Origin of the sequence: Janthinobacterium sp., assembly GCF_031995485.1 — a bacterium.
In the GTDB taxonomy this organism is placed as follows: Bacteria; Pseudomonadota; Gammaproteobacteria; order Burkholderiales; family Burkholderiaceae_D; genus Janthinobacterium.
This window is the reverse complement of record NZ_DAMAGB010000021.1, coordinates 1-14,411: the sequence shown is the minus strand read 5'-3', so window position 1 is coordinate 14,411 and position 14,411 is coordinate 1. Positions and strand designations below refer to the sequence as shown.

13 protein-coding genes and 1 pseudogene are annotated in these 14,411 nt (G+C 64.9%); 4 read left to right on the top strand and 10 right to left on the bottom strand.

The window, feature by feature from the left end:
* Positions 1–50 precede the first annotated feature (50 nt).
* Entirely contained in the window at positions 51–1,055 is a 1,005-nt protein-coding gene (locus RTQ46_RS13510; protein WP_312437262.1) for a tyrosine-type recombinase/integrase, read from the bottom strand.
* A gap of 221 nt (positions 1,056–1,276) precedes the next feature.
* Between RTQ46_RS13510 and RTQ46_RS13505 the strand changes: the two genes are divergently transcribed.
* On the top strand, positions 1,277–2,290 hold the full coding sequence (locus RTQ46_RS13505) for a DNA-binding protein (RefSeq protein WP_312437261.1): 1,014 nt from the start codon (positions 1,277–1,279) through the stop codon (positions 2,288–2,290).
* A gap of 96 nt (positions 2,291–2,386) precedes the next feature.
* Here RTQ46_RS13505 and RTQ46_RS13500 read toward each other — a convergent pair whose 3' ends face one another.
* The 5 genes from RTQ46_RS13500 to RTQ46_RS13480 are packed head-to-tail and all read right to left on the bottom strand — an operon-like array spanning position 2,387 to position 5,937.
* Positions 2,387–3,037: a hypothetical protein gene (locus RTQ46_RS13500; protein WP_312437260.1), complete on the bottom strand. Its 651-nt coding sequence runs from the start codon at positions 3,035–3,037 to the stop codon at positions 2,387–2,389.
* 60 nt (positions 3,038–3,097) lie between these two features.
* On the bottom strand, positions 3,098–3,289 hold the full coding sequence (locus RTQ46_RS13495) for a hypothetical protein (protein WP_312437258.1): 192 nt from the start codon (positions 3,287–3,289) through the stop codon (positions 3,098–3,100).
* A gap of 13 nt (positions 3,290–3,302) precedes the next feature.
* On the bottom strand, positions 3,303–4,031 hold the full coding sequence (locus RTQ46_RS13490; protein ID WP_312437257.1) for a hypothetical protein: 729 nt from the start codon (positions 4,029–4,031) through the stop codon (positions 3,303–3,305).
* Positions 4,028–4,387, bottom strand: coding sequence for a hypothetical protein (locus RTQ46_RS13485; protein ID WP_312437255.1), 360 nt, complete (start codon positions 4,385–4,387; stop codon positions 4,028–4,030). Before RTQ46_RS13485 ends, RTQ46_RS13490 begins: the two co-directional genes overlap by 4 nt.
* Complete coding sequence (locus tag RTQ46_RS13480) at positions 4,384–5,937, bottom strand: EAL domain-containing protein (protein ID WP_312437253.1); 1,554 nt, start codon at positions 5,935–5,937, stop codon at positions 4,384–4,386. The genes RTQ46_RS13485 and RTQ46_RS13480 overlap by 4 nt, the downstream gene beginning before the upstream one ends.
* Before the next feature lie 132 nt (positions 5,938–6,069).
* On the opposite strand from RTQ46_RS13480, the pseudogene RTQ46_RS13475 reads away from it, so the two are divergent.
* Positions 6,070–6,383 (top strand): annotated as a pseudogene (locus RTQ46_RS13475) (IS1595 family transposase); the annotation flags it as partial.
* On the opposite strand, the gene RTQ46_RS13470 reads toward RTQ46_RS13475, so the two are convergent.
* Positions 6,380–7,891, bottom strand: a complete 1,512-nt coding sequence (locus RTQ46_RS13470) for an MFS transporter (RefSeq protein WP_312437252.1) — start codon at positions 7,889–7,891, stop codon at positions 6,380–6,382. The pseudogene RTQ46_RS13475 and the gene RTQ46_RS13470 overlap by 4 nt on opposite strands.
* 84 nt (positions 7,892–7,975) lie before the next feature.
* Here RTQ46_RS13470 and RTQ46_RS13465 point away from each other — a divergent pair, with 84 nt between their 5' ends.
* Complete coding sequence (locus RTQ46_RS13465; RefSeq protein ID WP_312437250.1) at positions 7,976–8,854, top strand: LysR family transcriptional regulator; 879 nt, start codon at positions 7,976–7,978, stop codon at positions 8,852–8,854.
* 6 nt (positions 8,855–8,860) lie between these two features.
* On the opposite strand, the gene RTQ46_RS13460 is transcribed toward RTQ46_RS13465, so the two are convergent.
* The 3 genes from RTQ46_RS13460 to RTQ46_RS13450 form a co-directional block, all read right to left on the bottom strand.
* The gene (locus RTQ46_RS13460; protein WP_312437248.1) at positions 8,861–10,051 is read right to left on the bottom strand and encodes a low temperature requirement protein A; all 1,191 of its coding nucleotides are present in this window, start codon (positions 10,049–10,051) and stop codon (positions 8,861–8,863) included.
* 12 nt (positions 10,052–10,063) lie between these two features.
* Positions 10,064–11,017 carry a 2-hydroxyacid dehydrogenase gene (locus RTQ46_RS13455; RefSeq protein ID WP_312437247.1) on the bottom strand — a complete coding sequence of 318 codons (954 nt, stop codon included), beginning with the start codon at positions 11,015–11,017 and terminating at the stop codon, positions 10,064–10,066.
* A gap of 110 nt (positions 11,018–11,127) precedes the next feature.
* Positions 11,128–11,790, bottom strand: a complete 663-nt coding sequence (locus RTQ46_RS13450; RefSeq protein ID WP_312437245.1) for a hypothetical protein — start codon at positions 11,788–11,790, stop codon at positions 11,128–11,130.
* Between the two features lie 327 nt (positions 11,791–12,117).
* Here RTQ46_RS13450 and RTQ46_RS13445 point away from each other — a divergent pair, with 327 nt between their 5' ends.
* On the top strand, positions 12,118–14,241 hold the full coding sequence (locus tag RTQ46_RS13445; RefSeq protein ID WP_312437244.1) for a TonB-dependent receptor: 2,124 nt from the start codon (positions 12,118–12,120) through the stop codon (positions 14,239–14,241).
* The last annotated feature ends 170 nt before the right edge of the window (positions 14,242–14,411 follow it).

The following is a 14,411-nucleotide window of genomic DNA, read 5'->3' as shown; positions in this document are numbered from 1 at the left end:
AAAGTGTGCACAGAGTATGTGACATGTGTCACACGATTGTCAACCGCAGGTCAGGCGGCAGCCGCTTTCTTGCGCAGCAGGCTGCCGGCTGCATTGCTGTCGAAACGCCCGGCTTCCTCGATATAGCCGTGCACCGTGCCGTCATGGCGCCAGCCGCCCTGGCGCTTGATGGCTTGGAAATCGGCGCCGGCGCGGTGCGCGCTGGTGGCCATGCCGCGCCGCAGGCTGTGGCTGGACAGGTCCGGCACATAGTCGAGGCCCGCGAGCCGGGCGCACCCTTCGAGGATGGTATTGATGCTGCCCGGATTGAGTGCGCCCGGGCCGACATGGCCCCACTGATTCACGGTGCGCAGCAGCGGCCCCGAGGCAATGCCGGACTCCAGCAGCCAGGCGCGCAGGGCAGTGCCCGGGCAACACACGCCCTCGCCGAACGGAATCGCCTTGACGATGCCCTCGCCCGACTGGTCGGTCTTCGAGCGCGGCAAAGTGATCACCAGGCCCTGCGGCTCCCAGCTGACATCGGCCATCGTCAGGCTCACCAGTTCGCTGCGGCGAAAGCCGCCGAAAAATCCCAGTTGCAGCAAGGCGCTGTCGCGCAGCGCTTTCAGGCTGCCCAGCGCCTGCAAGTGCGTAACGATTCGCTCCAGATCTTCCAGCGGCAGCGCCTTGGCCTTTTTCTTCGGCTTGCCATGCAAACGCCCGATACCGGCCAGCGTCTTGCGCACGGTGGGCGTGGAAGCTGGGTCGCCGAAGCCCTGGTACACATGCCATTGCGACAGCGCCGTCAGCCGCAGGGCCAGCGTGCGCACGTTCAGCGTTTCGGCGTGGGCCAGCAGATAGCGAATGATGGTGGACTCATCGGCCGGCAGCGCCCCGCCCCAGTTCTGAAAGTGGCGGATGGCCGAGCGGTAGGCGCGGCGCGTGTTGTCGGCCGTGGCGGCGGCCAGGAAAGCCTGGTGGCGCGCGGCCAGCTCGGCCTCGATCAGGGCGCCCTGCAAGGGATGGATGGCGGGGGCTGGCGCAAAGCCCGGCCTTTTCAACGGGAAAGTCGGCATGAAATCGGTGAAATCGGGGTTATGTACCGTGAGCTACGCAGGATACCACGCAAAACCACCTCATAACCCACGATAAGCACTCTTATCGCGACATATATTTTTGTATTTTTCAGAAAATTTATATCGTAATATTATCCATAATTACGTATCATGTAATACGTTACTAAATTTCGCTCACAGGTGGTTTTATGGCTCGCGCCGGCATTTCGTACTCTGATGTTATGAAAGCAGCTCAAATCGTCGCTGCCGATGGGCGCAATCCCACGGTCGATACCGTGCGCGAGGCGCTGGGCAGCACCGGCAGCAAAAGCACCATCGCGCCCCTGCTGAAACGCTGGAAGGAAGAGTTCCAGGGCGCGGGCGCCGTGAAAACGGAAGCAGGACTGCCGGCCGAGCTGATGGAAGCGATGCGCGGCGTGTATCACAAGCAGCAGCGCGATGTGGCGCAGCAGCTCGAAACGGCGATGCAGGAAAACCGCGTGGAACTGACGGCGGCGCAGGAAAAACTGAAAAAGATCGAAGCGGAACGGCTGAAGCTCACGGAGGTGCGCGTCAGCCTGACCCAGGAACTGCGCGCCACCCAGCAAGCGCTGGCCCAGCTGAAGGAAGAGCACCATTTTCGGGCGGTGACACTGGCCAGCCTGCATAGCGACAATGCGGGGCTGACGCAGCGCCTGGCCGACCGCGGCGAGGAGGTGGCGGCACTGAACCGCCAGCTGGCGCAGGTGCGCTCGCAATTCGACCATTACCAGGAAGCGGCGGCCACCCAGCGCAATGAAGAGCGCCAGGCGCAGCAGCAGCGCGAAAGCCGGCTGGAACAGGACAACGTCCAGCTGCAGCAGCGGCTGCAGGGCCAGCAGGCCACTTTGGTGCAGCAGGACATGCGCCTGGCGCAGCTGCAGGCGGAACTGGCGCGCGTGTCGGCAGAAGCGGCACGGGACCGCGATGCCCTGGCCACCGTGCGTCCCGAGCGCGACCAGTTCGAATATCAGTATGGACAGGCGGCCGCGTCGGCCGACGCGCTGCTGGCCCGCCTCGAAGCGGCCATGCTGGCGCTCAATGAATCAAAAGTGGCGCTGGCCACGCAGGACCGGCAGTTGTCCATGCTGGCCGACAAGGCGCAAGCGAGCCTGGAGCGCAGGCAGCAGCTGGAGCAGGAGCGCGACTCGCTGTTGCGCGAGCATGCGGGGATGGCGGCGAGGCTGGCGCTGCTGGAAGAGAGAAAAGACGACTAGGGTTTACTCTGCATCGCCTTTATCCAAAAGCAGGGTCCGGCCCCGGGTTCCGCATCCGGGTTGGAAGAGTACCTTCCGAAGAGCATCGCCCGCCCGCTACCAGAGCTTCCACCACGCCCGCGGCGTAGCGGGAAGATCCACACTGTCCTGCTCCAGCTTTGGCGCCGGTTCCGGCAATGCCGGTGGCCAGCCTTCGGCGCTGATCGCCGTGCCAGCCAGCACATGGGAGTTGTAGCGCTGCAGTTCGGGCGGATTCGGAAAGCCGGCCAGGTTGGCCAGCACGGGGCTGACCACCAGCGCACCGCCGGTGCAGGCCACATCGAGATCGCTCAGGGCCGCCAGCATGTCCTGCCGCAGCTGGCCCTCCTCCTCCATCATGTCGAGTTCTTCCGTCCTGACCAGGATATGGGTGTAGCTTTCGCGCCCCAGGCGCGCCGCCCATTCCAGGTACAAGTCATGGCGCTCGCTGCCGAGCGCGCGCTGCATGACGGCTGAACGCGCCCGCAGCCGCGCCAGGCCATCGTCGCGCGAACAAGCAAGGAAAGCGTAGCTGCGCGGCACATCGGCATCTTCGTCCTCGACCTGGGCAAGCTGCACGTCCTGCGGCGCGAACAGGCACAGCCAGAACAGGGGGATGCAGTACGCGGCCTCGTATTCCATGCCGGACTCATCGGCAAACGCGGGCCAGTCGCTGTCGCCTGGCGGCGTGGAGAAATGCGTACAGCACAGATAAACACGGTTTGACATGAGGTGGATTCCAGGTACGAAGTAAATAAGCCGACGGCTGATGGTATGTCCATTTTGCCATCAACGCACGCCTTCTTCACGCGAAACTCGCCAGGCGGGGCTGGCACCGCCACGAACAGCATCAAAAGAGTTCATTTTCCCGACAAAGATGATTTTTACTTCACGATCGGTGGTTGAGGTTTGTATTGCTGTTTTCACCGAACTGTTCATGCCGTTGCGCTGGTCCTTGCCGCCGCGCGTGACGGCCGGCATGCCATTACAGCGATCAACCGCAGGAAGGCAGGATGATTTTCCTGTCTTTTTCAATCGCACGCACTTTCACGGCTTGCGCGAAAGCGGCACCGCTGACCTGATTGAGACAGGCGGCGACCAGGACCAGCGGAATTGCCCACGAAAACGCGCTGAACGCCGGCCAGGCCGACTTCATGGCCAGGCCGACGATCATGCAGGCAATCAAGGCGATCCAGACGGCAGCGGCCCATTTCGCCGGTACGCCGGGAATAATGATTTCTGGCTCGATTCTCATTTTCCTCACCACCTTGTCCCAGTTGACGGTGCCGTCCCGGGGTTTGAATTCCTGCTCGAAAACGGGAGCGGCCATGGTGGCCCAGCGCAGGTTCACGCGCCGCCAGCCGAACGCCAGGTTATGCAGAAAGATGGCGGCGAACATGAGCGCCAGGACCATCTTGCCCGGCAGCGCCATGGGACTGAGCCAGAAGACGGGAAGAATAATGGACAGCAGGAAAAACGTCAGCGTAAAGCCCATCAAGCCGGTGAACACCAGCTGAAACAGCAGCCGGGTGCGGGCCTTGGGAAAAACCAGGCACTGGCATAGAAACAGCGCCAGGCAGAACGGCAGCGCCCACCAGAAAAAGCTCCACCCCAGCTCGTCATTGCGGCCGGCCATTTTTCGCGTCATGGCGGCGCCGCCGGCGGTGCCGAACAGCAAAATGAACAGCGATAACAGCAGATAATTGATGCTGACCCTGGTCATGTCTTCCGCTCCCGCACAGGATGAGCCATAAATCGCTCGACGCGCTCGACAAAATCGGTTTTGCTGCGCGTACGGAAGTCGCCGAGGAACAGCTCGCTGCCCTTGACGGCCTGGCCCTGCCGGTCGTACCTAACCCTGAACATCTCAAGCACGAACTCGCCATCCGGGTCGTCTTCCGGTTCGAAATGGGAGTTGAAGCAATAGCCCGAATCGCGGCAATGGCCCCACAGCAGCAGCGCGCTGCTGAACCACTGCATGGTAGCGGGTCCCGGTTCCACGTCGAACAGGGTATTGACGGTAATGCTCCAGCCGCCCGGTACGCGCAGCGGCTGCAAGGGATAAGGAAAATCGTTCATGTCGATGGCATGGGGCGGCGTGCGTCGTGAAAAGCAAGGAATTCGGCGGCCGGCAGCGCTTTGGCGAACAGCCAGCCCTGGCCGAATTCTACCTGCTGCGTCGCCAGGTAATCGGCCTGCGACTGCGTTTCGATGCCTTCGGCCACGATCTGCAGCTTCAGGCTGCGCGCCATGGCGATAATGTGCGGCGTGACGCTGCTGGTGGCGGCGTCGGTGGCAATGGTGTCGACAAAGGCCTTGTCGATTTTCAGCGCATCGAGCGGCAGGCTTTGCAGGCTGGCCAGGCTGGAATAGCCGGTGCCGAAATCGTCGATGACCACCGCGTAGCCGCGTTCGCGCGCCTGCTCCAGTGTCGCGCGCGCGGCGCCGGCATTGATGAAGCCGCGTTCGGTCGCTTCCAGCCAGATCTGCTGCGGCTCGATACCGGTGCCAGCGAGCACGCGGTCGAGCACCTGCAGCACCCTGCCCGTTTCGATATCGCTGGCGCACAGGTTGATGGCGACATGCAGCGCGCGGTCGGCTACCAGGGCATTGCGCAGGTCGGCGATTACGCAGGCGATGACGGCGTCGGTAATCGGCAAAATCAATCCGCTTTCTTCGGCCACCGGAATGAACAGGTCGGGCCGCACCATGCTGCCGTCGGGGCGCTGCCAGCGGATCAGCGCTTCGGCGCCCACGCACTCGCCTGTAGCCAGCGCGATAATCGGCTGGTAATGGACGAAAAACTCATTGCGTTCGAGCGCGATTTTCAGTTCGCCCAGCAGGGACAGGCGGCGCCGCGACAGCCAGGCCACCAGGCCGACCATAAAGGCCGCCATCAGCAGGCCGACTGGCAGCCACACCGCGCGCTCGCGCGCCAGCCTGGCGTCGAGCTTGCTGCGCGGCGCGATCACCACCGCCGTCAGGCCGTCGCGCCGCAATATCGTGTGCAGGTCGCCGTTGCGCATCGCGCTGCCCGACAGCAAGGCGCGCACCAGCGCCGGGTCTGGCTGGTGCAAAGTGCCCAGCACGCCGCCATGGGCCAGTGCCACCGCCATCTGGATATCATGGTCGACAATGACGTCGGCAAAGCGCACCGGTTCGATCAGCGCCTTGTGTGCGCCGTGCACCAGGCCCACCATGCGCCTGCCGCCGCTGATGACCGGGCGCAGATCGAAATCGACGCCCATGCCGTTCATCAGGGTGAACGCCGGCGGCGTGACGCTGACCGGCACCGCCTGCATGCCGCTGGCACTGCACTTGAGCATGCCGTTTTCCACATAGCCGATATCGTCCACGCTGCGCGTGGTGATGGTGGTGCGGCGCAGGCGTTCGATATGCGCGGGCGAACAGGGCGCCACATCGAGCGGCTCGAAGCTGCGCAGCGCATCGCCGGCGGACACCAGCGTGCGCTGCGCCCGTTCCAGCGCGTAGCTGGCCAGAAAACGCAGCCGCTCCTGCTCTGCCTGCACCGCCCGTTCCATCGACAGATGCATGGCCAGGCCCAGCGGCGCGGCCACGCCAAGCAACGCTGCCAGCACGCTGGTGATCATGATGCGTTTCCTGCGCATGGGCCTCCTGAAAGTTAAGTGAGTGTCATCTATTTCTCGGTGGCATGATATTACAGTCGGCGCTGGTGCACGCTGTTCTCGCAGAACAGTTACATTTTGGCTCTGTCAACGTCAAAAGTGGGAATCTTCCGGAATCGCCGAGGTCTGACTGATCATGCATTGCTTGCAAGAGACGACATCGACTTGGTCGCCGGCATGGGCCAGCTGGCCAAGGCCAGGCCGCACGCCTGCCTGCCACCGGTGATCGAGCGCGATATCCTGCTCGTCAGCGATTGGCCATCCGGCCTGTCCCGTGTTTGCCAGAGAGATCGGCATCCGGCATGCAGCGGTCAACTGGCGGGCCGGCATCCGCGTGCGCGGCACGCTGGCGCCGGATCCTCGACGCCAGGAGAATCTTGTCTCCGCAAAGCTTGCTCAAGGCTGCGATGGGCAGCTTCCCCATCTAAAAGTGACATAGCCTGGCTTTTTCCCGCCGGCCTGGCCAGAAAAAAACCAGCACGGCTACCAGTACGGCCAGCGCAGCGGCCAGCCACAGCACCGCCGCGAAACCGTCCACAAAGGCTTGCCGCGCCGTCTCTTGCGCCAGCGAGCGCAGCGGTGTCGGCAGCTGGCTGAAGGCTTCTGCCGCATTGCCGGCCACGATACGCCCCACCATTTCCGGCGACGCCCTCAGGCCATGCAGCCAGGCCAGGCGCTCGAACGAGGCCCCGGTACGCCACGCCAGCACGGCGCCCAGCCCGCCCACTGCCAGCACGATGCCCGTAAAGCGCGTGGTAGTGCTGATGCCGGAACCCATGCCGCTGCGTTCGCGCGGGATACAGGCGAGGATGGCTTTTTGCGTGGTGCCGTTCAACAATCCCGCACCGGCGCCGGTCACCACCATGCCCAGCGCAACCCAGCCATACGACAGGCTGGCAGCGGCCAGCGCGCTGGCCGCATTGCCCGCCGCCACGGTCGACAGTCCCGCCACCAGCATGCCGCGATCCATCAGCCAGGGACCAAGCAGCGGCGCCATACGCGAGAACAGCACCATGGCCACGGCGAACGGCAGCATGGCGCAGCCGGCCAGCACGGCGGAATAATCGAACGCGTTCTGCAGGTACAGCGGCAAAAAGGTCATCATCACCTGGGCCGAGACGGCATAGCCGAACATGCCCAGCACGGCGCCGGCAAAGGCGCGGCGGCGAAACAGCGCCAGGTCGATCATCGGCGCGCGCACGCGCTGCTCGGCGAGGACAAAGATGGCCAGCAGAACAAGGCCGGTGGCGAAACGCGCAACGGTGGCCAGGCTGCTCCAGCCAGTCACGCCGGACCCGATCAGGCCCCAGATCATGCAGAACAGGCCGCTTGAGAACAGCACCGCGCCCAATGGGTCCAGTCCGGTGCTGGCAGGATTGCGCGATTCGGCCACATGCCTGGCTACCAGCCACATCAGCAGCAGCACCACCGGCAGGTTCAGGTAGAAAATCCAGCGCCATCCGATGCCACTGGTAATCAGGCCGCCCAGCAGCGGCGCCACCGTCATCGCCACGCCCATGGCCGCGCCCCAGATCGACCAGGCGCGCGTGCGCTCGGCGTCGCCCTGGAAGGTGTGGCCGATCACGGCCAGCGCGGAAGTGAGCAGCAAGGCCGCACCCAGGCCCTTGACGGCGCGCGCCAGGTTCAGCACGAACGGCGTCCAGGCTGCGCCGCACAACAGGGATGCCAGCGCAAACACGGCCAGGCCGCACAGCATGACGCGGCGCCGCCCCAGGCGGTCGGCGATACTGCCGGCCGGCAGCAGGAACGAGGCGAACGCCAGCATATAGGCGCTGACCACCCACTCCACGTCGACGAAGCTGGCATCCAGGCTGCGCGCGATGGCGGGCAGCGAGACAGCCACCACATTGGTGTCGAGCATGATCAGCGCACAGACGGCGGAGCAGATATACAGGGTTTTATCGGTTCTTTTCATGAGGCCAGTGTAAGCTGGCATGCATTACATATTGTTATAAGACGATCGGCTTATAATTTATCAATGGTGAATACCGAGAAAGACATGGAACTGCGCCATTACCGCTGCGTACTGGTGGTGGCGCAGACGCTGCATTTTGCCAAAGCGGCGGCCGAGCTCGGTATTTCGCCGCCCGCGCTGACCAAGCAGGTGCAGGAGGCAGAAGCGCTGCTGGGCACCAGGCTGTTCATGCGCAGCAAGCGCAGCGTGGCGCTGACATCTGCCGGCGCCCTGTTCGTGGTCGAGGCGCAGCGCGCGCTGGAACAGCTGGCGCAGGCGCAGGAAGTAGCGCGTCGCGCCGGACGGGGCGAACTGGGCAAGCTGGAGATCGGCTATGTGGCGTCGGCCGTCTATGCCGGCGTGTTGCAGCGGGCGTTTGCCCGCTTCCGCGCCGCGCATCCGGGCGTGACGCTGCGCTCGCGCGAGCTGCCGATGGAGCGGCTGCCGGAATTGCTGGACCAGGGCCGGCTCGATTTTGCTTTTGTGCGGCCTCCGATGCAGTACCCGGAGGGGCTGGACAGCGTGGTGCTGCTGCGCGAGCGCTTTGTGCTGGCCGTGCCCGAAGGGAGTGCGCTGGCCGCCAGCAGCGGCGCACTCGAGGCGCAGGCGCTGGCGCGCCAGGAGCTGATCGTGCCGGAACAGGAAGATGGAACGCTGGAAGTGGCGCGGCGCGGCGGCTTTGCGCCGCAGATCGCCTCGCGCCCGGGCAGCCTGCTGGCGGTGCTGGCGCAGGTGTCCCTGGGGGCGGGCTGCGCCATTGTGCCGCAGGCCGTGATGGAGGGCATCAGGCTGCCCGGCGTGTGCTACCGCGCGCTGGCGGGAGCGCCGATTGCATCGGAAATCGCGGTGGCGTTTCGCCGCCACGAACACAACAGCGCCGCGCGCGCCTGGATAGCCCAGCTGCGCGCGGCGGCGCTACCGTGAGATGGCTCAAGGATCGAGCTCTGGTGGGGGGCGGCGCAATGCCATATGCTCCCATACCGCCACCAGCATCAGCACCACGGTCGTGATGCAGGCCAGGGTCAACGGCGAATACAGGCGGCCATACGCCATCGGGATCAGCGCCAGGATGATCAGGATGCCCAGCACATGCGACATCGGCGGCGCCGAGCGGTCGCTGCTGACCCATTTGAACAGCGCATTGCCCAACAGGTACAGGATCGGGCCGCCCAGCATGGCGCTGATGCCGGCAAAGCTGGTTTCATCGGGGTGCAGCAGCGACAATTCGTCCGCCACCGCGCTGACGATCACGCCGCCGATAATCAGCATGTGGATATACGTGTAGGCGCGGCGCGCGATGCGGCCCGGGTCTTTCGAGGCGGCGATATGCGTGTGGCCCAGCTCGGCGCCCTTGTCGAAATACAGCCACCACATGGCGATGCTGCCCAGCAAGGCAGAAATAAAGCCCAGCCAGTTGCCGGCGTTCCATTCCAGGCCGGAGAAATTGGCGCCTGTCACCAGCAGCGATTCGCCCAGGGCAATAATGACGAACAGCCCACAGCGCTCAGACATATGGTTGCCGTCGATATCCCAGTCGCCGGTGGTCGAGCGGCCCAGGCCGGGCACACCGAACAGCAGCCACGGCCCTGCCAGGTCGACCAGCAAGGCGCCGGCCCACCAGTAAATACGCACGGCGGGATCGGCCGCGCCGCCGAGCAGCCAGAATACGCCCGAGAACACCGCCCACAGCGCGATGCGCTGGAAATTGCGGCGCCGCGCCGCATCTTCGCCGCGCACCGCCCACAGCGCGAACAGCGGACGGCCCACCTGCATGGCGACATAGGCGCCGGCAAAGCCCAGGCCGCGCGTGCCGAATGCTTCGGGGATCGAGGACGACATCAGCAGGCCGCCCAGCATCAGCACGAACAGGCTGAGTCGCACCGGCATGCGTTCCGGATCGAGCCAGTTGGTAATCCACGAGGTATAGATCCATACCCACCAGACCGCCATCAGCAGCAAGGCTGTCTGCAGCCAGCCTTCGGCGCTCAGGTGTTCCAGCAGCGCATGCGACAGCTGCGTGACGGCAAACACGAAGACCAGGTCGAAAAACAGCTCGATCATGCCGACCTTGCCGCTATCGGCCCTGCCGCGCGTGCGCAGCAGCGATGTTTTCAATTCCATCTGTCTCGTTCCTTACAGTTTGACCGGGGTCGGCAATGGCTGGCCGGCAAAGTGCGCCTGCAGGTTGTCGACCACCAGCTGGCCCATCGCGTGGCGCGTTTCCACCGTCAGGCTGCCGACATGGGGCGTGAGCACCACATTGGGCAAGGCACGCAGCGCGGCCGGCACGCGTGGCTCGTCCGCAAACACGTCCAGGCCGGCCGCGCCCAGCGTGCCGTCCTGCAACGCTGCGATCATCGCTTCCTCGTCGATCAGCGCGCCGCGCGCGATATTGATCAGGGTGCCGGCTGGTCCCAGCGCGGCCAGCACTGCGGCATCGACCGCATGGCGCGTGGCCGGCGTGCCGGGCGCGCAGACGATCAGATAATCGCTTTCCTGCGCCAGGGCCAGCAGCGAGCCGGCGCGCGGCACGTCCACGCCCGGCTTGGCGCGCGGCTGGTAGTAGCGCACCTGCACGCCAAAGGCGGCCAGGCGCAGCGCGATGGCCTGGCCGATCTGGCCGAAGCCGAAAATGCCGGCCGTCTTGCCGCGCAGGCTGGAGGCCGGTTTGACAGGTTCGCGGCGTTCCCAGCCGCCGTCGCGCACGAAACGGTCGAGCAAGGCGATATGGCGGGCGCTGGCCAGCAGCCGGCCCAGCGCCACGTCGGCCACGTCATCCGTCAGCACATTCGGCGTGGTGGTGACGGCAATGCCGCGCGCGCGGGCTTCGTCCAGATCGACACCATCGAGGCCCACGCCATTGACGGCGATGAGTTCCAGCGCCGGCAGCGCATCCATGTCGGCGCGTTTCAAGCCCAGCGCGCCGGTGGTGACTACCGCGCGGATGCGGCTGGCGCGTTCCTGCAACCAGGCGGCGCGCTGTTCCGGCGCCACCTGCCACGCGTGGTGACAGGTGTAGCTGCGTTCGAGCTGCTCGTTGACGGCGGCGGAGGGGCTGGTGGCGAGTATCAGTATGTCGGGAAGCATGGGTGTCCTGGGTTGGTCTGTATTATTAGCAGACGCAACTTAGCATATTTGACGCCCGGCCGGGAATGGCCATGCCCTGTAACCCTGGCGTCAACAGGGTTGGTCACGTCCTAGGGACAAGGCACGCGCTTGACCTTGCCGGCCGTGCCGAACGGGTCCGCACCGCCCAACGGATTGGCCTGCATGGCAAAGCAGGTGGTGCCGGTGGCAGTGACGACGCGCGTGGCGGCGCGGCCATCGGCGGTCACATAATCCTCCACCCTGAGCGCCGGGCCGCCGCGCCAGGCACTGGCTACCATCGCCGAAAACTTGCTGTCGCTGTGCAGCTCGGGCGCGGCCAGCCACGGCTTGTCCTTTTTCTGTTCGGCGCGCAGGGCCTGGTCGATGGAACCGGCCGCAAGCCGGGCGCGCGTGCGCAAGTCGACTGCCGGTGCAGCGGGCGCGGTGTCTTCCGCGACCTCGCCTGGCGGTGCGGCCGGCGCCAGGGTGATGGTCTCGTCCGGTGCAACAGGCGGCGCTGCCGCCACGGCGGGCGGACGCTGGCGGACAGTCGTCGACGGCATGGGCATCGGCAACGGCATCGGCGGCGTGCGCGCCACTGGCCGGGGCGGAATCAGGGTCATGAAGGCCACTTCCGTATATTGCTTGAGCTGGCGTGGCGGCAACAGCAGCAGGTAGACGCCCAGCCCATGCACGGCCAGGATCAGCGCAACGGCGGCGCTTTTCAGGCTGATGCGATGTTCGATGCCGGGGTGGATGCCTTGCCTGTCCATGCTGTGTCCTGATAAGCGCCGTGGCGCGGTTCCCCATTCTAGGCACACTCGTCTGTTTCCATCAGGAATTCGGGCAGGTACCGTCTGGCGCCACCTTTCCTTGCATATCCTGCACCCAAGTCCCGGTGTTGCGTAAATGTCTGTACTTTTTATACAAAAATCGAACTATTTTGGCCACCGCTCACACGGGCAGCCTTGCTGGCTTATAATGATAATCATTCTCATTAACATTTAATCAAGAACGCCATGCGCCCATTTCGCCCAGTCCCTACTCCGTTTGCCCTTGCTGCTTTCCTCCTGGCCAGTTCCACCGCGATGGCGCAAAACTTGCCTGACGTTGCCGACGCGCAAACCATGCCGTCGGTGGTGGTCAACGCGTCGGCCGACGCGTCCGCCGAAGGCCTGTCGCGCGCGTATGCCGGCGGCCAGGTGGCGCGTGGCGGGCGCATGGGCATCCTGGGTTCGGTCGACATGATGGACTCGCCGTTCGGTTCGACTGCCTACACCCAGCAATTCATCTCGGACCAGCAGGCGCGCAGCGTGGGCGACCTGCTGCAGAGCGACCCGGCCGTGCGCCTGTCGCGCGGCTACGGCAATTTCCAGGAAGTGTATGTGATCCGCGGCTTCGCGCTGGACTCGGACGACGTGGCGTATAACGGCCTGTACGGCGTGCTGCCGCGCCAGTATGTCTCGCCGGAACTGCTCGAACGGGTGGAAGTGTTCCGCGGCGCCAGCGCCTTTCTGAACGGCGCGGCGCCGGGCGGCAGCGGCCTCGGCGGCGCCATCAACCTGATGCCCAAGCGTGCCGGCAATGCGCCGCTGACGGAAGTGACGGTCGGCGTGGAAACGGGCGGCCATGCCTACGCCGCCATCGATGTGGCGCGCCGCTTCGGCGAGCAGCAGGAATGGGGCGTGCGCGTCAATGCCGCCAAGCGCCAGGGCGAGACCAGCATCAAGCATGAAGACCACGACGTGGGCATGTTTGCCGTCGGCCTCGACTACCGCGGCCGTGGTTTCCGTTTTTCGGCCGATGCCGGCTACCAGAATTTCGACCTCGATGCGCCACGCCCGTCGGTCGGCACTTCGGGCGCGGCGGTGCTGCCATCGGCGCCCGATGCATCGCGCAATTTTGCGCAGCCGTGGAGTTTTTCCAAGGAACGCGATGTGTTCGGCACCGCGCGCGCCGAATATGACGTGGCAAAAGATGTGGTGGCGTGGGCCGCGTTTGGCGGGCGCAAGACGCGTGAATCGAACAGCCTGGCCAACCCTGCGCTGACGTCGGGCAATGGCGACGCCAGCGTGTACCGTTTTGACAATGCACGCAAGCAGGAAATCCGCACGGGCGAACTGGGTGTCCGCGGCAAGGTCAATACGGGCGGCATCAGGCATGCGCTGGTGGCCAGCTGGTCCGGGCACTGGAATGAAGCGAAGAATGCCTATGCCATCAGCGATTATGCCGGTCTGCCGACGAATATCTATCGTCCGGTCGATGCACTGCGTCCGGAGACACTGGCAGCGAACTCGGGCGGCGTAATGAGCGATCCGCGCCTGACGCAAAAAACCATCCTCAGCAGCTATGCGCTGGCCGACACCATGGCCTTCCTCGACGAGCGCCTGCTGCTGACCGTCGGCGTGCGCTACCAGCAGATCAAGGATGGCGCCTACGCTTACGGCACCGCCGTGCAGTACTCCAGCTACGACCAGAGCGCCACCACGCCGGTGGCCGGCGTCGTCTACAAGGCCAGCAAGAATGTGTCGCTGTATGCCAACTATATCGAAGCGCTGGTCAAGGGCCCCGTTGCCAGCGGCACCTACGGCCCGCAATCGACGCCGGTGACCAATCTGGGCGAGGTGTTTGACCCGTACAAGTCAAGGCAGAAGGAAATCGGCGTCAAGTATGACGGCGGCAAGCTGGGCATGAGCGCCTCCGTGTTCTCCACCGACAAGCCATCGCTGGTGATCGCCGGTACGCGCGCCGACCTGTCCGGCAAGCAGCGCAACCAGGGCCTGGAACTGTCGGTGTTCGGCACGCCGGTGACGGGCGTGCGCCTGCTGGGCGGCCTGACCTGGCTCGATACCGACCTGCGCAAGACCGAGGGCGGCGTCAACCAGGGCAACCAGGCCATCGGCGCGCCGAAAACCCAGGTCAGCCTGGGTGGCGAATGGGATGTGCCGGGCGCGCCAGGCCTGAGCCTGAACGCCCGCACCGTCTACACCTCGACCCAGTATGCGGACCTGGCCAACACCAAGCAGCTGCCCTCGTGGACCCGCCTCGATATCGGCGCGCGCTACCTGACGCAAGTGGCCGGCCGCGACGTGACCCTGCGCGCGCGCGTCGATAACGTCACCGACCGCAACTACTGGTCGTCGGCCATATCGTCGTTCGGCGCCGGCAGCCTGGTATTGGCTGCGCCGCGTACGGTGGTGGTGTCGGCGACTGTGGCGTTTTAAGGCGTTGCCAACAATCTTGTCGGATTACGGCCTTCGCCCTGATCCGACCTGCGACGCCTTACAATACGGGCATGAACCTGCGCCCTGTTTTTCTCCTTTCGCTCGCCCTGTCGCTTCCCGCCGCCGCCCAGCAAGCAACTCCCTGTCCGCATGCGGCCTGGAAAGGCGGT